This window comes from Mycobacterium sp., assembly GCF_035499775.1.
Taxonomy (GTDB): domain Bacteria; phylum Actinomycetota; class Actinomycetes; order Mycobacteriales; family Mycobacteriaceae; genus Mycobacterium.
Genome location: NZ_DATJYB010000365.1, coordinates 1 through 18,215, shown reverse-complemented (window position 1 = coordinate 18,215; position 18,215 = coordinate 1). Strand labels below are relative to the sequence as shown.

15 protein-coding genes and 2 pseudogenes are annotated in these 18,215 nt (G+C 66.1%); 8 read left to right on the top strand and 9 right to left on the bottom strand.

From position 1 onward, the window contains the following. Positions 1–37: 37 nt before the first annotated feature. Genes VML93_RS22560 through VML93_RS22550 form a run of 3 tightly spaced genes read left to right on the top strand, consistent with a single transcriptional unit; the run spans position 38 to position 4,149 of the window. Positions 38–1,096, top strand: a complete 1,059-nt coding sequence (locus tag VML93_RS22560; RefSeq protein ID WP_325614479.1) for a site-specific integrase — start codon at positions 38–40, stop codon at positions 1,094–1,096. Next, positions 1,093–3,417 carry a tyrosine-type recombinase/integrase gene (locus tag VML93_RS22555; RefSeq protein ID WP_325614477.1) on the top strand — a complete coding sequence of 775 codons (2,325 nt, stop codon included), beginning with the start codon at positions 1,093–1,095 and terminating at the stop codon, positions 3,415–3,417. The genes VML93_RS22560 and VML93_RS22555 overlap by 4 nt, the downstream gene beginning before the upstream one ends. Before the next feature lie 24 nt (positions 3,418–3,441). Continuing rightward, on the top strand, positions 3,442–4,149 hold the full coding sequence (locus tag VML93_RS22550; RefSeq protein ID WP_325614475.1) for a transposase: 708 nt from the start codon (positions 3,442–3,444) through the stop codon (positions 4,147–4,149). 56 nt (positions 4,150–4,205) lie between these two features. Here VML93_RS22550 and VML93_RS22545 read toward each other — a convergent pair. Further along, positions 4,206–5,942 (bottom strand): annotated as a pseudogene (locus VML93_RS22545) (arylsulfatase); the annotation flags it as partial. 323 nt (positions 5,943–6,265) lie between these two features. On the opposite strand from VML93_RS22545, the gene VML93_RS22540 reads away from it, so the two are divergent. Further along, positions 6,266–7,816 carry an LCP family protein gene (locus tag VML93_RS22540; RefSeq protein ID WP_325614473.1) on the top strand — a complete coding sequence of 517 codons (1,551 nt, stop codon included), beginning with the start codon at positions 6,266–6,268 and terminating at the stop codon, positions 7,814–7,816. Here the strand turns inward: VML93_RS22540 and VML93_RS22535 are convergent. Next, positions 7,813–8,604, bottom strand: a complete 792-nt coding sequence (locus VML93_RS22535; protein WP_325614471.1) for an SDR family oxidoreductase — start codon at positions 8,602–8,604, stop codon at positions 7,813–7,815. The genes VML93_RS22540 and VML93_RS22535 overlap by 4 nt on opposite strands. A 58-nt stretch (positions 8,605–8,662) precedes the next feature. Between VML93_RS22535 and VML93_RS22530 the strand changes: the two genes are divergently transcribed. Next, the gene (locus VML93_RS22530) at positions 8,663–9,553 is read left to right on the top strand and encodes an NAD(P)-dependent oxidoreductase (RefSeq protein WP_325614470.1); all 891 of its coding nucleotides are present in this window, start codon (positions 8,663–8,665) and stop codon (positions 9,551–9,553) included. Here the strand turns inward: VML93_RS22530 and VML93_RS22525 are convergent. From VML93_RS22525 to VML93_RS22515, 3 genes are read right to left on the bottom strand one after another with little or no spacing between them, the layout of a single operon-like run. Further along, on the bottom strand, positions 9,536–10,366 hold the full coding sequence (locus tag VML93_RS22525; protein WP_325614469.1) for an SDR family oxidoreductase: 831 nt from the start codon (positions 10,364–10,366) through the stop codon (positions 9,536–9,538). The two genes, VML93_RS22530 and VML93_RS22525, sit on opposite strands and share 18 nt — an antisense overlap. Positions 10,367–10,402: 36 nt before the next feature. Then, a complete protein-coding gene (locus VML93_RS22520; protein ID WP_325614467.1) occupies positions 10,403–11,338 on the bottom strand; it encodes an enoyl-CoA hydratase in 936 nt (311 codons plus the stop codon). A 60-nt stretch (positions 11,339–11,398) separates the two neighbouring features. Next, complete coding sequence (locus VML93_RS22515) at positions 11,399–12,301, bottom strand: DivIVA domain-containing protein (protein WP_325614465.1); 903 nt, start codon at positions 12,299–12,301, stop codon at positions 11,399–11,401. Positions 12,302–12,847: 546 nt separating this feature from the next. Here VML93_RS22515 and VML93_RS22510 point away from each other — a divergent pair. The 3 genes from VML93_RS22510 (at position 12,848) to VML93_RS22500 (ending at position 15,149) form a co-directional block, all read left to right on the top strand. After that, positions 12,848–13,012, top strand: a complete 165-nt coding sequence (locus VML93_RS22510; protein WP_325614464.1) for a hypothetical protein — start codon at positions 12,848–12,850, stop codon at positions 13,010–13,012. Position 13,013: 1 nt separating this feature from the next. Further along, positions 13,014–14,492 (top strand): trehalose-6-phosphate synthase, encoded by a 1,479-nt coding sequence (locus tag VML93_RS22505; protein ID WP_325614462.1) that lies wholly within the window; start codon positions 13,014–13,016, stop codon positions 14,490–14,492. A 78-nt stretch (positions 14,493–14,570) separates the two neighbouring features. Further along, the gene (locus VML93_RS22500) at positions 14,571–15,149 is read left to right on the top strand and encodes a hypothetical protein (RefSeq protein ID WP_325614461.1); all 579 of its coding nucleotides are present in this window, start codon (positions 14,571–14,573) and stop codon (positions 15,147–15,149) included. 4 nt (positions 15,150–15,153) lie between these two features. Here VML93_RS22500 and VML93_RS22495 read toward each other — a convergent pair whose 3' ends face one another. The 4 genes and pseudogenes from VML93_RS22495 to VML93_RS22480 form a co-directional block, all read right to left on the bottom strand. Further along, positions 15,154–15,645 (bottom strand): mammalian cell entry protein, encoded by a 492-nt coding sequence (locus VML93_RS22495; RefSeq protein ID WP_325614460.1) that lies wholly within the window; start codon positions 15,643–15,645, stop codon positions 15,154–15,156. Then, entirely contained in the window at positions 15,645–16,373 is a 729-nt protein-coding gene (locus VML93_RS22490; RefSeq protein ID WP_325614459.1) for a mammalian cell entry protein, read from the bottom strand. Before VML93_RS22490 ends, VML93_RS22495 begins: the two co-directional genes overlap by 1 nt. Continuing rightward, positions 16,373–18,067 (bottom strand): virulence factor Mce family protein, encoded by a 1,695-nt coding sequence (locus tag VML93_RS22485; protein ID WP_325614457.1) that lies wholly within the window; start codon positions 18,065–18,067, stop codon positions 16,373–16,375. Before VML93_RS22485 ends, VML93_RS22490 begins: the two co-directional genes overlap by 1 nt. A 10-nt stretch (positions 18,068–18,077) precedes the next feature. After that, positions 18,078–18,215 (bottom strand): annotated as a pseudogene (locus tag VML93_RS22480) (mammalian cell entry protein); the annotation flags it as partial.

The following is an 18,215-nucleotide window of genomic DNA, read 5'->3' as shown; positions in this document are numbered from 1 at the left end:
GATCAGCTTGGTCGGGGTTGACGATGGGGTCTGCGGCATGCCTGAGGCGGTGGAGTCGAAGTGGCCGGTGCTCGCTGGGCATGAGCGGGCGGTGGAGTGGTTGCGGATCTGGACCGATCTGGGACGTGCACCGCGGACTATCGATGCGTATGCGCGGGGTCTGGCCGAGTATCTGCAGGTCTGTGAGCGGGAGGGGATCGACCCGTTGACCGCGACCCGCGCCCACGTGGCGGTGTTCGTGCGGGAGTTGACGTCGCGGCCGAGTCGGCGCGGCGCCAATGTGGTGGCGTTGGACTCGGGGTCGGGGCTGGCGAACGCTACCTTGCAGCAGCGTCTGGTGCCGGTGCGGCTGTTCTACGACTTCTTGGTCGAAGAAGGGGTGCGGGAGTCGAATCCTGTTGGTCGGGGCCGTTATACGCCTGGCCGGTCGGGTGGGCGGGCGAGCGCACTGGTGCCGCGGTTGGTGAAGCTGCCGTGGATCCCGAGTGAGGCCGACTGGCTGCGATTGTTGGCGGTGTTCGCCGATGAGCCGATCCGGAATCGGGTGATGCTCGCGCTGGCCTACGATGCGGCGCTGCGCCGGGAGGAGTTGTGCGCGCTACGCAGCGACGATCTCGACCCGGCGCACCGCACCGTGCGGGTGCGTGCGGAGACCACGAAGACCCGCCGTGAGCGGGTGGTGCCGTACTCGGCGCCCACGGGTGTGCTGCTGTCGGAGTATCTGCGGCACCGGGCGACGCTGAGCCGGGCGCGGGGTGGTTTGTTTCTGTCGGAGTCACGCCGCAACCACGCCGAACCCATCACGTTGTGGACGTGGTCGAAGGTGGTGCGGCGAGTTGCGTTGGCGGCCAACCTTCCTCGGTTCTCCACCCATACCACGCGGCATCTGTGCTTGACGGATCTGGCTCGGATGGGCTGGGAGCTGCACGCGATCGCCACGTTCGCCGGACATCGCAGCACCGACTCCACGCTGCAGTACATCCACCTGTCCGGGCGGGATCTGGCGGCGAAGCTGAACTCCTCCATGGCCCATATCCACGCGTGGCGGATCGGCATGCTGACCGGACCCGGAGTCGGACAGGACGCTTCGGAATGACCGCCGTTGCGCTGGCATCACTGGCCACGGACCGCAACCGACTGTCTGGGCATCCTGGGCGGGACAGCCTGTGGGATCGCCGGGTCGCGCTGCTCGACGGCGAAGCGGCGGCGCTGCTCGCGCTGGGCCCGGTCGGGCTGCGACGCAACCGGGCCGTCCCGCGACGGACAACGCCACAATGGAATGCGTTGGCCCGCTTGGTCGAACCGCTCGATGAGACTCTCGCCGTGCTGCATCACGGCGAGCATATCCGTTACCGACGCGCGGGCCTGCACGCGGCGGGCGCGGTCTTGCAGCACTGCGCCGACGCCGGCCAGTCCTGGTGGGGCTGGACACCGTGGGAGTGGGCGCGGCTGTGCGCCGGCAGCGCCCGCGAGTTCGTCACCGCGCAGACGCCGCCGACCGAGTCGACGGTGCGGCCGTACGTGGTTGCCCTGGCGTATCTGCTCGGCGGGTTCACCAACTTCCATCACCTGGGCATGTTCAACCGACTTCACCTGGCCTGCTTGATATTCGGTGAACCAGTGGTCGGGGAGTCACTGCGGCGGGCCGGTGACGTGCTCGACCGGTGGGGATACCGCGACAGCTTGGGCAAGAGCCGGATGCGGGGTGTGTTCAGCCAGGCCCTGCTGCTCAACCGCAGTCCCCGGCTTGAGGACCTGACCACGACGGCGTTCGACTTGCTGCGAGCGCATCCGGCGACCGATGGGCATCAGGGGTCGATGCTGTATGCGCTGCAGCGGGCGGTCGCCGAGCTGGGACACTGCGATCCGCCCGTGCGCACCGGTTACAACCATGCCCCCGGCATCGAGGGCGCCGATCCGGTATGGGCCGCGTGGATCGAACGCTGGTACGCCACCTCGACGCTGACGCCGAAGGTGCGCAGAGTCATCCGCACCGTCTTGGCCAAGGCCGGCCGCTGGCTGGCCGCCGAGCACCCGGAGCTCACCGAGCCTGGGCAGTGGACCCGAGCGACCTGCGCGGCCTGGGTCGCCGCGGTCGACCGGATGAGTGTCGGCGATTGGGTTCAACGTCGTGATGCGCTGGGCGACCGTGTCGGAGAACCGATCTCGCCGCGCACCAAGGCGCAAAACCTCACCGCCGCCCGCACCTTCTTCCGCGACTGTCAGGAATGGGAGTGGATCCCCCGCCGGTTCGACCCGAACCGGGCACTGGCCCTGCCGCGCAGCATCGCCGCGCTGATCGGCACCAATCCGCGGGTCATCGCCGATGACGTGTGGGCCAAATTGCTGTGGGCGGGGCTCAACCTCACCCCCGCCGACCTGCCGGGCAAGTCCGCTGACACCTTCTACCCGATGGAGCTGATCCGTGCGGTCACGCTGACCTGGCTGTTCTCCGGGCTGCGCAGCAACGAGATCTCGCGGCTGCGCGTCGGCTGCATCCGCTGGCAGCACGACGGCCTGCCCATCCCGGGCGACTCGCGCGAGATCCTTGCTGAGGACGCGGTCTGCCTGCTCGATGTTCCCGTGCACAAGACCGGCACCGCATTCACCAAGCCCGTCGACCCGATCGTCGGCCAAGCCATCGAGGCCTGGCAGGCGCTGCGGCCCGAGCAGCCGAAGCGGTTGGACCGCAAGACCGCCGAGCGCGTCGACATGCTGTTCTCGGTGCGCGCCCAGCCCGTCGCCAAGGAGTACGTCAACCACACCATCATCCCGGCGCTATGCGGCAAGGCCGGCGTGCCCACCACCGACGTCCGCGGCAACATCACCAGCCACCGAGCCCGCTCCACGATCGCCAGCCAGCTCTACAACGCCAAAGAACCAATGACGCTGTTCGAGCTGCAGGCCTGGCTGGGGCACCGCACGCCGAACACCACCCAGCACTACGCCAAGATCACCCCGAACACGTTGTCCAAGGCCTACTCCGAGGCCGGGTACTTCGCCCGCAACGTCCGCGTTATTGAGGTCCTCGTCGACCGCGACGCCGTCACTTCCGGAGCGGCCGCCGCCGGCGAACCGTGGCAGCACTACGACCTCGGCCACGGCTGGTGCACCTATAGCTTCTTCGAGCAGTGTCCTCACCGGATGGCTTGCGCCCGTTGCGATTTCTACACCCCGAAGGACTCCACCAAAGCCCAGCTGCTCGAGGCCAGCGGCAACCTCCAGCGCATGCTCGCCAGCATCCCGCTCACCGACGACGAACGCGCCGCCGTCGACGACGGGCACACCGCCGTCGCCGCACTGCTCGATCGGCTCGCCGACGTACCCACTCCCGCTGGACCCACCCCACGTGAACTCGGCACGCCTGCAACCACGACCATGCTGCCGATCGTGCAGATCCGAACCGGGAAATCGTGAACTTGACAATTCTGATTCCACAGAATGACGGTGATCGTGGACCACGGGACGGGCCGGCTGGTGTGGGCGGCCGAGGGCCGCAACACCGAGACGCTGGGCCGGTTCTTCGACCAGCTCGGCGCCGACCGCGCGAAGCTGCTCACCCACGTCAGCTGCGACGGCGCGGAATGGATACATGCCCTGGTGCGCCAGCGCGCGCCGCAGGCAGTGATTTGCCTGGACCCGTTCCATGTCGTGGCCTGGGCGATGAAGGCACTGGACAAAGTGCGGGTGCGCACCATGACCAAGGCAGGGATCCGCGATCGGCACGCCATGTGGGCGACCCGCAAGAACCCGCCCGACCTGACCTGCGAGCAGCGCACCAGCCTCGCCGAGATCGCGGCCACCAACAGCACCCTCTACCGGGCGTACCTGCTCAAAGAGCAATTGCGCGAGGTCTTTCGGGTCAAAGGCAAGTACGGGCGGCAGCTGTTGGCCGGGTGGTTGTCGTGGGCGTCGCACTCGCGCATCCAGGAGTTCGTCGCGCTCGCCCGCAGCCTCCGCCGCTACCGCGAGTTGGTCCACAACACGCTCGACCACGGCCTGTCCAACGCCCGCTCCGAAGCCACCAACACCCACCTGCGGGCATTGACCAAGCGCGCCTACGGATTCCACAGCCCCGACGCACTCATAGCCATGGCACTGCTGACACGAGGCGGCCTCTGCCCACCACTACCCGGACGCGCCGCATGAAATCCGGCCCATGGAAACGTCAGTAGATCCGCGAGGAAGGCCTGCAGGTCCTTGCCAGTGATCATCATGTCGTTGAGCGGCAGTACGTTGTTGGCCTTGGCCTCGCGCATCCAGAGCTCCTTGAGCTCCGCCACCTTGTCCGGATACCGGTCGGCGACGTCATGCGCCTCCGAGCGGTCCTCGTCAGTGTGGAAAAGCTGCCACCGGTCCTTCTCGAAGTCGCTCATCCCGCTGATCGGACCGTGCTCGGTGACGGCCTTCCAGCCGCGATGCCAGATGCCGCGTTGGCCGAGCATCTCGTAGTACTGGGTTTCTTTGGTGGTGGGCGCTGCGGCGTCGTCGAAGGAGTAGCGCATCGACACCCCGGACAACGGGTGCTGTTCGACGCCGTTGACAACGCCCGACATCTCGACACCGCAGCAGTCCAGAATCGTGGGCACGATGTCGACGGCGTGGTGGTACTGGCTGCGCACCTCGCCGCGCGCCCTGATGCCCCGAGGCCAGCTGATCACCAGCGGGTCACACACACCGCCCTGGTAGGTGTAGCGCTTGAACATCCGAAACGGCGTGGAGAACGCCACCGCCCAACCCGTCGGGTAGTGGTTGTAAGTGTTGGGGCTGCCCAGCTCGTCGATCATGGCCAGGTTCTCTTCGATATCGTCGGGATAGCCGTTGAAGAACTTGCCCTCGTTCACCGAGCCTTGTGGGCTGCCCTCGCCGGAGGCGCCGTTGTCGGCGGCGTAGATCACCAGGGTGTTGTCCAACTGCCCCGACTCCTCCAGGAAGTCGATGACGCGTCCGATCTGCGCGTCGGTGTATTCGGAGAACCCGGCGAACACTTCGGCCATTCGGGCGAACAGCCGCTTCTCGTCACCGGACAGCGAATCCCACGGGCGTACCGCGTCCGCCTCCACGAAGGTGCCCGGCGGCATCGGGTTCAGTGGGGTCAGCTCGGTGCCCTCCGGCACGATGCCGCGTTCGATCATCCGCGGCAGCACCCACTCCCGGTAGGCCTCGTAGCCGTCGTCGAACATGCCTTTGTACTTGGCGATGTAGTCCTGCGGGGCATGGTGCGGCGCGTGGTTGGCGCCCGGGCAGTACCACATGTACCACGGCTTTTCCGGGTCGGTCTGGTTGACGTCGCGGATGAACGCGATCGCCTTGTCCGCCAGGTCCTTGGACAGGTGATAGCCCTCTTCGGGCAGGTAGGGCTGGTCGATGTAGTGGTTGTCCTCGGCCAGCGACGGGAACCACTGATTGCATTCGCCCCCGATGAACCCGTAGAACCGGTCGTAGCCCTGGGCCAGAGGCCACTCCTTGCGCGAACTGCCGGCTCCCCAGGCGTCGACCGGGATGTTGTGGTTCTTGCCGACCCACAGGGTGCTCCAACCGGCATCGCGCAGCACGGTCGCGATCGTCGCGTTCTGCGGCGGAATGTGCGAGGAGTAGCCGGGGAACCCGGTTGCGGCCTCGGAGATCGAGGCGAAGCCGTTGAGGTGGTGATTGCGTCCGGTAAGGAAACACGACCTCGTCGGCGAACACAGCGCCGTGGTGTGCCATTGGCCGTAGGTCAGGCCGCTCGCCGCCAGCCGGTCCAGGGTCGGCATGCTGACCCGCCCGCCGTAGGTGGACCACGATGCGATCCCGGTGTCGTCATAGAGGATGACCAATACGTTCGGGGCGCCGGGCGGTGCCGGCTTGGCCGTGAAGGCGCTCCAGTCCGGCACCGAGTCGCGGACATCCAGATTGATCGTGCCCGCGAAATTCTGCACATCCCCGTCGCGACCAGCCATTGCCGCCCACCTTCGCACCAGAGGTCCTGCGGTGACACCATCTAACGACGACCGTACCCGGAGGCCGGATTGTGACGCATTCGTGCCCGACTGGCAACAAGACCTTCGCTGCAGCGAGAACCTGCTGGTAGAAGCGATAAAGCGGCTGTGATCGGGGTCACGGACCGCTGCGCGAGCCCACCCACTGTGACCCTTTCGGTAGGGGGCTTCTTAGCAAGCTACCGCATACTTGACGTCATGCAACAAGCCACATCACCGCAAACCGCTCATGCGGTTGTCGCTGGTGCGCGCGGTTGCAAGCGTGTCAGCGGCCTAGGTTTGTGATGGCCGGCTCCACTCATCGGCACCGTCATCGTGCCGCTCGTCGCCCGTCGCGGTTTCGCAGGGGGGTGGTCCGAGGCTTCATGACTTTGGTGTCACTGGTGGCGGTGTTGCTCACCGGTGCGGGATATTGGGTGGCCCACGGCGCGCTGGGCGGCATCACCATCTCGGAGGCCCTCAGCCCGGACGACCCGCGCTCCAGCGGCAACCAGATGAACATTCTGCTCATCGGGCTGGACTCACGCAAAGACCAGGACGGCAACGACCTGCCGTCGTCGATCCTGCGGCAGCTGCACGCGGGCGACTCCGACGACGGCGGCTACAACACCAACACCCTGATACTCGTGCACGTGGGCGCCGACGGCAAAGCTGTCGCATTCTCGATTCCCCGCGATGACTGGGTGCCGTTCAACGGCATTCCGGGCTACAACCACATCAAGATCAAAGAGGCCTACGGGCTTACCAAGCAATATGTCGCGCAGAAGCTGGCGAACCAGGGCAACCTCACCCGTAAAGAGCTCGAGACCAAGGGCCGCGAAGCCGGCCGGGCCGCGACCTTGCGCGCGGTGCGCAGCCTGACCGGCGTTCCGATCGACTATTTCGCAGAGGTCAATCTGGCCGGCTTCTACGACCTCGCCCAAACCCTGGGCGGCGTCGAAGTGTGCCTCAACCATTCCGTCGACGACTCGTACTCCGGCGCCAACTTCCCGGCCGGACGTCAGCGCTTGAACGCTTCGCAGGCGCTGGCGTTTGTCCGGCAGCGCCATGGCCTGGACAACGGCGACCTGGACCGTACGCACCGGCAACAGGCGTTCCTCTCTTCGGTCATGCGCGAGCTGCAGGATTCGGGAACCTTCAGCAACCTGGACAAGCTGAACAGCCTGATGGCGGTGGCGCGCAAGGATGTCGTGCTGTCGGCCGGCTGGGACGCCGACCTGATCCAGCGCATGGGCGCCCTCGCGGGCGGCAACGTCGAGTTCCGGACGTTGCCCGTCGTCCGGTACGACGAGATCGACGGCCAGAGCGTCAACATCATCGACGCGGCCGCGATCAAGGCCGAGGTGGCCGCGGCCATCGGCGCCGCACCGCCGGTAGCCGCCACCACCACGGTCAGCAAGCCCGACCCGTCCACCGTCGTCGACGTGATCAACTCCGGCAGCCTGACCGGACTCGCCAGCGACGTGTCCCGCGCACTCAAGAAACACGGCTACACCATGGGACAGGTCCGGGATCGCAACTCGGGCGAGCCGACAGCCACGACGATCACCTACGGTGCCGGTGCGGACACCGACGCGCGCAATGTGGCCACACTGCTCGGCATCGACCCCCCGAAGCGGGCTGATCCCGCCCTCGCGCCCGGACACGTCGAGGTGGTCGTGGACACCAACTTCTCGATGCCCGCCCCCGACGAAAGCACGACCACCACCACCACCACGACCACGACATCCACCAAGTCGAGCTCCTACGGGTCTTACGGCTACGCCACCACCACCCTGCCCACGCCCGATCGGGGGAAGCCCATCGACGGCGGCGGGGTGCCCTGCGTCAACTAGGCGTGCGTTCCGCCGTCGATGCGGATTTCGGTGCCGGTGATGAACGCGCCGTCCTCGGACACCAGCATGGCGATCACGCCGGCCACCACTCGGGGGTCGGCCATCCCGGCGCCGCTGGACTTCTCCGTGGTCGGCAGGATCGGCATCAGCCTGGTGAACAGCTTCCAATCGGCGTCTTGCGGAATGTATCCGCCGGTGGCGTCGGTGATGCCGGACTTGATGCTGCCCGGGCACACACATACCGCGCGCAGCCCGTCTCGCGCGTATTCGAGCGCCAGGGAATGGGTGAAGGCCTGGACGCCGCCTTTGCTCGCCGCGTAGGCCGCCATGTACGGGTGTGCGAACGAGGCCGATGTGGAGCTGAAGTTCACGATCGTGCTGCGCTGATTGCCGAGCAACGCGGGCAGTGCCTCGCGGACCACCAGGAAAGTACCGGTCAAGTTGACCGCGATGATCTGATTCCACAACTCGGTGCCGGTTTCATGGGTATGTGCGGCGCGCAGGATGCCGGCCGCGTTGACGAGTGCATCCAGGCCGTCGAGCGTTTGCACGGCAAGGCACACGCCGTCGACCACCGAATCCTCGTTGCTGACATCCATCTGCATGGTGGTGAGCCGGTCACCGGTTGCGGCCTCGTCGGCCCGGGCCCGGGTCTGTTCCAGACCGTCGGCCATGACGTCGGCCGCCAGCACGCTGGCACCCTCGTCGAGCAGGCGCAGCACGGTTGACTGGCCGATGCCCGACGCGGCTCCGGTCACCAGGATCCGCCGGCCCTCTAATCGGTTCATTGTGCTTCTCCCGTCATTCGGCGTGCTCATCATCGCAAGGCGCGGCATCGTTGACGCCATGGACATCGGATTCATCGGTCTGGGGAAGATGGGCGCCGGGATGGCCGCGAACCTTCTGAAGGCGGGCAACCACCTCACCGTCTACAACCGCTCCCCCGCCAAAGCACAAGCCCTCGCCGAACGGGGCGCGAGCGCGGCGAGCACTGTTGCCGACGCCAGCAACGGTGAGGTCGTGTTCACGATGCTGGCCGATGACCGGGCCGTCGAACATGTTGCCTTCGGCGAGGACGGCATCGTGGCGGCGCTGGCGCCGGGCGCCACCCACATCTCGTCGAGCACGATCAGCGTCGCAATGTCCCGGCGCCTGGCGGCCGCGCACGCCGAGGCCGGTCAACAGTACGTCGCCGCGCCGGTCTTCGGTCGACCCGAAGCAGCCGCTGCCGCAAAGCTTTTCGTCGTGGCGGCGGGCGCGCCGCAGGTGGTGCAGGCGATGGCCCCGCTGTTCGACACCATCGGTCAACGGACCTTCGTGGTGTCCGAGCAGCCGCATGCGGCCAACCTGGCGAAACTGAGCGGCAATTTTCTGCTCGCCTCGGCGATCGAGTCGATCGGGGAGGCGGTGGCACTCGTCGCCAAGTCGGGCGTCGACAGGCAGCAATATGTCGACATCCTCACCTCCACGCTTTTCGCCGGACCGGCGTACCAGACTTACGGCGGACTGATCGCGCGCCGACAGTTCGAGCTCGCCGGGTTCGCAGCAACGCTGGGCCTCAAGGACATCCGGCTGGTGCTGGCCGCGGCTGAGGACCTGCAGGTGCCGCTGCCCGTCGCCAGCCTGCTGCACGACCGCTTGCTCACCCTGGTGGCGACCGGCGGTGGAGAGCTGGACTGGTCGGCGGTGTCGACGCTGGCCGATCGGGACGCCGGCGGGTCAGACCACTCCGCGTAGCCCGTCGGCGCCGAACACGGGTTCCAGCATCGCGGAGAAGTCCGGGCCGCGGCGCAAGATGTGCCCGCCGTCGACGTTGATGCACTGTCCGGTGATGAAGCCGGCGGCATCGCTGAGCAGGAACATGGCCAGGTTGGCGACGTCCTCAACCTCGCCTACCCGCGGCAGCGGCGTGCACAGTGCGTAGTCGGAGCTCAGCTCCGGCGATTCGGTAACCGGCGCGAGGAGCTCGGTGCGGGTCAGGCCCGGCCGGATGCTGTTCACCCGCACCCATGACGCACCCAGCTCGTCGGCGGCCAGCATCATCATGTGGTCGATGGCCGACTTGGTGACCCCGTAGGGTCCGAACCAGCGGTGGGTGTTGCTGGCCGCGATCGACGAGATCCCGACGAACGAGCCGCCGCCGCCGCGCACCAGCTCACGTGCGGCGTGCTTGAGCACGTACATGGTGCCGTTCACGTTGAGATCGACCGTGCGTCGCCACGCATCCGAGTCGATCTGGGTGATCGGGCCGATGGTCAGGGAGCCGCCCGCACTGTGCACGACGCCGTGGAGTCTCCCGTGCCACGCCGTCGCGGCGTCCACCGCGCGGGTGACCTCGTCCTCGTTGGTCACGTCGGTGGGCTCGTAGCGTATGGAGCCTTTGGGCTTGAGTGCTTCGATCTCTTCGACCGCACCCGCGAGGCGGTCCGGGTTGCGCCCGACGATCATCACCGAGGCGCCCGCTGCCACCAGCCCGGCAGCCACCCCTTTGCCGATTCCACTGCCACCGCCGGTGACCAGGTACGTCCGGTCTTCGAATGAAAGCTGCATGGGAGCCCCTCTAAGAACTGAAATCAGACGCCATACCTAGGGCGTGTCGCGGCGCGCCACTTTGGTGGGCTTGGCGGTCCGCCAGTCCTCGACGTCCGGCGGCAGGCCAACCGGGAACCTGTTCTCGTTGTACGCCGCCCAGTGGGCGTGCCCCAGCTCGTGCACATGGAACGCGTGCCGCAGCGCCTCGGTGAATCCCATTGCGTCGGAGGCGGCGTTGACCGAGTCTTTGATCAGCAGCGCTGCCATCGTGGGCCGCTCGGCGATTCGCCGTGCGAACTCCAGAGTCTTTTCCTCCAGCTCGTCGACCGGAAAGACCTTGGACACCATGCCAAGTCGATACGCTTCGTCAGCGTCCAGCGAATCACCGGTCAGCAGCAGCTCTTTGGCCTTGCGCGGGCCGAACTCCCAAGGGTGAGCATAATATTCAACACCCGGCATACCCAGCCGCACCGCGACGACGTCGCTGAACTTCGCATTGTCGGCGGCGACGATCAGGTCGCACGCCCAAATCAGCATCAGCCCGGCCGAGATCGCGTTGCCCTGCACCTGGGCGATGGTGATCTTGCGCAGATCGCGCCAACGACAAGTGTTTTGGAAAAAGAAGTGCCACTCCTGGTGATACAGCTTCTCGATGATCGGGTCGAGGGTAGCTCCGTGCGAGCGAAAGGTCGGATGCTGGCTAGGTCCGGGTTTGCGCTCCAGTAACGCCGCATCCGAGCCGAGGTCGTGCCCGGCGGAAAAGTTCCTGCCGCGCGCGGCGAGGATCACCACGCGCACGGCGTCGTCGGCCTCGGCGCGGCAGAACGCCTCGTCGAGCTGAACCAGCAAGGTGCGATTCTGCGCGTTGTGCTCATCGGGCCGGTTGAGCCAGATCCGGGCGATGCGGCCCTCGTCGAGAGTTTCGTAGGCCACCGGCTGATCAGCATTACCGCTGGCTGCCGCGGTGCCGGCCTGGTCAGAGACTGTCATTGCGCCCACATTACGGCCAGCATCCAGCCCACTGGCCGCTGGGTTGATTAGTACGTCGAATCAATCCTTTTCCAGCGCCGCCGCCAGCAGTGCCGCGGCGGCCTTGAGCAGTTCGTTGGAGCGGTTGAGTTCGGCGTTCTTTTCCTTCAGCTGATCGAGCTCGGTGGACGGCTCGGAATCCCCGTTCTGGTCGATATCGCTTCTGCGCAGCCGCTCGTGCACCGTCTCGGTGATGGTGTTGCCGAGAACGTCGGTCACCGCCCGAACCGCCATCCGTTCCATGTCATGCCGGCCGTGAACCGCCGCGGCGACCGTCCGCACCTCCTCGCGGTGCCCCACCCCGTTGACGGCGGCGGCCTGCGCGACTGTCCCCCGGAATTGCGTCGCGGGCCGCAACGGCCGCAACACCTGGTGGGCGGTGGCCTCGGCGCCGACGCAAGCGGCGACCGGTTCCGGTTGCTCCTGCCGCTGACGACGCTCGACTTCGGCCTCCTGCTGGGCGAGCTCGGCTTCCTGCTGGCGCAACTCGTTTTCCCACTGGACGAGCTCGCCTTCCTGCTGGCCGAGGTTGGCCACCTGCTGGGCGACCTGGGCTTCCCGGTGGCGGAGCTCGGTTTCCTTCTGCACGAGCACGGCATCGCGCTGGGCGTACTCGGCCTCGAGTTGGCGGAGCTGACCTTCCTGCTGGCGGACCCGGCTTTCGTACTGACGCAAAGCGATCTGCTGCTGGGCGAGCTCGGTTTCCCGCTCGGCGACTTCCATTTCCCGCTTGTGCAGCCCACCATCGCGATTGCGCAGCTCGGCGTTTCGGTTACGGAGCTCGGCGTCCTCCTCGATGTGTCGAGTCAGTTCCTGCTCAACCAGATCGATGAAAAGGTCGACTTCTTGCTCGCAGTAACCGCGCTTGCCGAGGCGAGACCGAGAGAACGCTACGTTGTGGACATCGGCTGGTGTAAGCGTCATTACTTATCCCCGGGAGTCAGACGTCGTTAAGGCCACCCCACCGGGTGGGGCGTTGTGGCTTAGGATAATGCCTTTTTTCCCATACTGTGCTTAGTTTGCCGGGGAATATCTGTGCGGATTTGGAAAGGACAAACATATCCATTGCCGTGCGACGGGACCGGTCGATGAGTTGTCTCCACGTTGGCGTCGCGTTGTTCGACGTTGGGCCAATAGTTCGGTGCTGCCGTCGGCGGCATGAGGTTCTTACGCTACCGTCAATTGTCCCGCCCGGCCAGGGGCTGCAACCCACCGTGCGGGCGGCACAGCAGAGGTTCGCTAACGGGGGTAATCCGGATCGCCTCCGCGCCTATTTCCAAATCTGGCTCTTGAACTCGACTCCGACGCTAAATATCCCCATGGTTGATATTTAGGAATTGCAGCAATGCCCGGCTCTATCTCGCGTCATGCCGCCCGGCGGGGGTCGGCAGCGGGCCCCCTGTGCGCCGCTATTGCCCCTGAGCAGTGGGACCGGTGTGACGCAATACGGGCGTCCCTTAAAGTTGTGTCATGCCTACCAAATCTGATCCTGGCGATATCGGCGACGTGGAGCCGCTGGCCGATCACACCGCAAGCCAGGCGAGGCGGGTCGTTGCCGCGTACGCAAACGATGCCGACGAGTGCCGAATCTTCTTGTCCATGCTCGGTATTGGGCCGGCGAAGATCGAGACTTAAAATGGCTCCCGGCGGAGGCCAGGGCCCGGCGACTCCGAATCCGGAGCGCTACGGTGACTCCGATTTCGTCGTCGTCGCCAATCGTCTGCCGGTCGATCTGGAGCGGCTTCCGGACGGCACCACCGCCTGGAAACGCAGCCCCGGGGGGTTGGTCACGGCCTTGGAGCCACTGCTGCGCCGGCGGCGCGGGGCGTGGGTCGGCTGGCCGGGCGTAATCGACGGTGACGAGGAGCCCATCGTCCAGGACGAGCTCCGGCTTCAGCCGGTACGGCTGAGCGCCGAGGACGTCGCGGACTACTACGAAGGGTTCTCCAACGCCACGCTGTGGCCGCTGTACCACGACGTCATCGTCAAGCCGATCTACGACCGCGAATGGTGGGAGCGCTACGTCGACGTCAACCGCCGCTTCGCCGAAGCCGCGTCGCGGGCCGCCGCGCTGGACGGGACCGTGTGGGTGCAGGACTACCAGCTGCAGCTGGTACCCAAAATGCTGCGGGAACTGCGGCCCGACTTGACCATCGGCTTCTTCTTGCACATCCCGTTTCCCCCGATCGAACTGTTCATGCAGCTGCCCTGGCGCACCGAGATCATCGAAGGCCTGCTCGGTGCCGATCTGGTGGGATTCCACCTGGCCGGCGGTGCCCAGAATTTTCTGTTCCTGTCCCGGCAACTGGTGGGCGCCAACACCTCGCGGGGATCGGTCGGGGTGCGGTCGCGGTTCGGCGAGGTCCAGCTGGGGTCCCGCACCGTCCAGGTGGGCGCCTTTCCGATCTCCATCGACTCCAGAGAGCTGGACCATGCGGCGCGCGACCGCAACATCCGGCGCAGGGCGCGGGAAATCCGTGCAGAGCTGGGCAATCCGCGCAAGATCCTGCTCGGCGTCGACCGGCTGGACTACACCAAGGGCATTAACGTCCGGCTGAAGGCCTTCTCCGAGCTGCTCGCCGAGGGGCGCGCGAAACGCGACGACACCGTGCTGGTCCAACTGGCGACGCCGAGCCGCGAACGGGTGGAGAGTTACCAGATCCTGCGCAACGACATTGAACGCCAGGTCGGTCACATCAACGGCGAATACGGCGAGGTCGGTCATCCGGTGGTGCACTACCTGCACCGTCCGGTCCCGCGCGACGAACTCATCGCGTTCTTCGTAGCCAGCGACGTCATGCTGGTCACCCCGCTGCGGGACGGGATGAACCTGGTGGCCAAGGAGTACGTCGCCTGCCGCAGCGATCTTGGCGGCGCGCTGGTCCTCAGCGAATTCACCGGTGCCGCAGCCGAACTCCGCCAGGCCTACCTGGTCAACCCGCACGACCTCGAAGGGGTCAAGGACGCGATCGAGGCCGCACTCAACCAGTCGGACGAGGAGGGACGACGGCGGATGCGCTCGCTGCGCCGCCAGGTGCTCGCCCACGACGTAGACCGTTGGGCGCGGTCATTTCTCGACGCACTCGCCGAGGCGCATCCACGGAAAGCCAAGTAACCGCGGCAAACCCATGGCGTTGTCGTCCGACCGCTGTGATACTCGGAAAAGCAGTGTTGCGCGCGAAGGGAGAACGACGTGAAAGTCCGTCGCGGTCTGGCCGCCGGCGCCGGCATCTTCTCAGCCGTTGCAATTGGGATCGCGCTGGAATCGGGCGGGCCGGCGCATGCCGTCGCACCGCCGCCCGACGGCGCTTACGCCTTCAATCAGGCGGGCGTGTCCGGAGTTACCTGGACGATCACGGCGCTGTGCGATCAAGTAAACGGAAGCCGCTATTACAAGGATTACGACAACCCGACCATCATGGCCAACTTCTGTGCCTTGAACGTGGTGAGTACGACGGCCGAACAGATCAGCCGCCAAGACAAGCTGCAGAACTTCAGTGGCAGAGCCAGGCTGTCAGGCGGACTTTGGACCTTCAAGGTAGAGGTGCCCGACGGTGTTTCGTGCCCGGGGGGCGGCACCGGGGCATCTACCGAAACCTACTCGTTCGACAACGAGACGTTCGGCGGCACACATACCACGTTGCACGGCGCCGTCTGTGGCCTGCCGTCGGACATGAAGAAGCAGCCGTTCTCGCTGGCGCTCACCGGTCCCCCGCCCAGCCCGATCGAGCGTTATCCGTTGCGCTGCAACGACATTGCGATGTGCTTCTGACGTTTTAGATAGGGGTGATGTAGGCGATCAGCCATTTGTCGCCCACCTTCTTGAAGTCCACCCGCAATCGACTGCCGTCGTAGAGCGGCTGCCGTGACTTGTCGGTAACGGTGCGGTTCATGTACACCATGACAGACGCGGATTCCCGCTTGGCGGAGATCATTCCAACGCCGACCACGTTGGCCTGGATGACGACTTCGCGCTTCTTGGCCTCCGGGATGATCTGCGCATTGACGCTCTTCTGGAACTCCGCGCGATATTCAGGCGTCAGGAACGGGTAGGTAGCCGTGAGGCTGCGCTCGACGGTCTGGTAGTCGTAAGCGAAGACTTGAGGAATCTCCTTGGCGGCGAGCTGAGGCAACACCGCCCGCGCCGACTCCGCGCCGCGAGTCTCCACCCTGTTCCAGTACATCCAGCCGCCCGCCGCCGACAACCCGACGAAGGCTACAACCAGCACTGACCCGGCGACCGCGATTAGCCATCGCCGCAGCCGCATCAGTTGCCACCGTCCGGATACTTCAGGTCGTAGCCGGTCATCCGTCCGCCGTCGTCCTCGTGCACGATGACTCGCAACCGGTAAGGCTGGGACGGTTTGTTGACTCCGTCGGCGTCGGCGACCGTGACGCGTACCGACACCAACACTGACGCGTTGTTGGTGACCGCGTCGATACCCTCCAGCGCCGCTCCGTTGATGACGGCCTCCGACGTCGCGTTGGTGGAGCGGAACAGGCCCTTGAGGTTGTCGACATTGTTGCTGGCGCTGAGCATCCCGCGCAGCGGGCCGCTGGTCCCGTTGTAGAACCGGTTCACGCTCTCGTCGATATTGTCCTGCTTGTAGCTGAACATGTTGACGACGGTCTGCGAGGCGGCGTCGACGAAACGTTGCGCGCGTGCTTGTTTGGCCTCGTTCTTCCGTTGGTCGAGCACCAGGAAGATCAGGCAACCGACCAGGGCACCGACCGCCAACAGCGCGGCGGCGAACGAGATGCATCCAACCAGGACCCGGTGCGACTGCCGCCGCGGCGGGCGCTTGACGGCCGCCGGCCTCTTCGCCGGCCGCTTGGGCTGCGCCGACGTGCCGACCTTGGCCGCGGTAGCACCTTTGGGCGCAGCGACCGTGTCGTCGCCCGACTCGGTTTTCGCCGGGCCCGCCGCGCGCGATGCTTTCCGACGGACGCGTTGCGTCGTCGGCTGCGTGTCTGAAGAAGTGTCTACAGCTACCACTAGAGCGGCCTTGGATCACGCATGAGGTCCAACCAATTCTCGGCGCTGGATACGCCGCTCATACCGGGCGCGAAAATACCAGTCCCGCCCGCCGGGTCCGCAAACGCACCGGAACTGGGGTCATATGTCGTGTACGCCGGGCCGCTGGCCTGCGGCGGCGAACCAGGTGCAGGAGGCGGCGGGCCAACACCCACCGGCGGCGGTGGCGGCGGAAGGTACTTCGGATACGGAAGTATCGGCGGAACGGGCGGGACCCCCGGCGGCATCCACGACGGGTTGCCCGGCGGCGGTCCGGAGTCGTTCGGCGGCGGTTGGACGTACGGCGGCTGATGGTTCGGCATCGGCCCCGGCCCGGGCACCACGCCCGGTGGAGGCGGCCCGACGATCGGAGGACCCGGATCGGGATTCACGCCCGGCGGTATGTACGGGAACTTGTTGGGCGGCAACACGTTCAGCCCGTTGGTCATCGGTGTGGTGTACGGGACCGGCGGACCGCGCCAGGGGTTGCGGCCGGTCGGCACGTAGCCCTTCGGGTCACGACAAAGCTGAACCGTCGGTGCCCGTTTGCCGGGGAACTCCTGGCACGGGTAGTTGCGGGCGCCGCGCACCGTGCTGGGGTCGTTCTGGGCGACCTTGCAATACATGTCGCGCGGCAGCTCGCGCACCGTCTCGTCGGCCGGCGTGCGCATCAATGGCGGGGGCACGAAGCCGACGGCGCACGGCGGTGGGTCGTTCAGGTCGAGTTTGAAGTCCAGCTTGGCACCCTCGTCTTGAGGTGTGCCACCGGCGGCGGTGGTGATCGCGGCGAACAACGGGGGCAGCACCACCAGCAGCTGCTCGATCGTCTTGTGGTAGATGACGCCGACCCGGCCCAGGTTGGCCAGGTTGGCCGCCAGCGCGGGGAACGACGGCCGGATGCCGGAGAACGCGGTGTTGGCCTCGTCGATCGCACCTGGTGCGGTGGCCAACGTGTTACGCAGCTGGGGGTCGGCCTGGCGCACCTCGGAGGTGAACCGCGCCAGCCCGTCGGCGAGTGACTTGATGTCGCCCCCGGCCCGAATCTGGGCTTGCAGGAACGGGCCCGCCTGATCGATCAGCTGCGAAACCTTCGGGTAGTCGGCGTTGGCCTCGTCCACCAACAGGCGGGCCGAATGCAGGAGTCGGGCCAGCTGGGGACCGGTGCCGTTGGTGGCGATGAAGGCCTCGTGCAGCAACTCTCGCAGCTTGGTTTCGCTCAGGCTGTTGACCAGCGTCTCAGCTTGTTTCAACAGGTCTGCGACGTCTTTGCCGATTTGGGTGTGCTCGATCTGGTCTCCATTGCGCAACTTCGGCCTCGACGAAGTCGTGCCGTCGGGCGGGACGAGGTCGATGTACTGCTCACCGATCGCCGAGACGCTCTTCACGGTCGCGGTAACGTTCCGCGGGATCTCGGTGCCGCTGTTGAGCCGCATGTTTGCGGTGACGCCGTGGTTGTTCAGCCCCACCGACTCCACCCGGCCGACTGCAACGCCGCGGTAGGTGACGTTGGCGTTCTTGTACAGACCGCCGCCGGCTTCGAAATCGGCGCTCACACCATAGGTTCCGAGGCCGAACGTCGCCGGCAACCGCAGATAGAAGATGATCATGATCGTCAGCGTGACGACCGTGACCAGCGCGAAGATCGAGAGCTGGATCTTGGTGAGTCTGTCTATCATCTGCCGGCCCCTACTGTCCCGACACCGCGCCAGGCGGAATCTTGAACGGATCGGCTGCCTGCCCCGACAGGTTGGCCATTTCGCCGACCAGGAAGTCGGGCGCGTTGAGGACCTCGGACATGTGCATCATGTTCGGGTCGAGTGCATA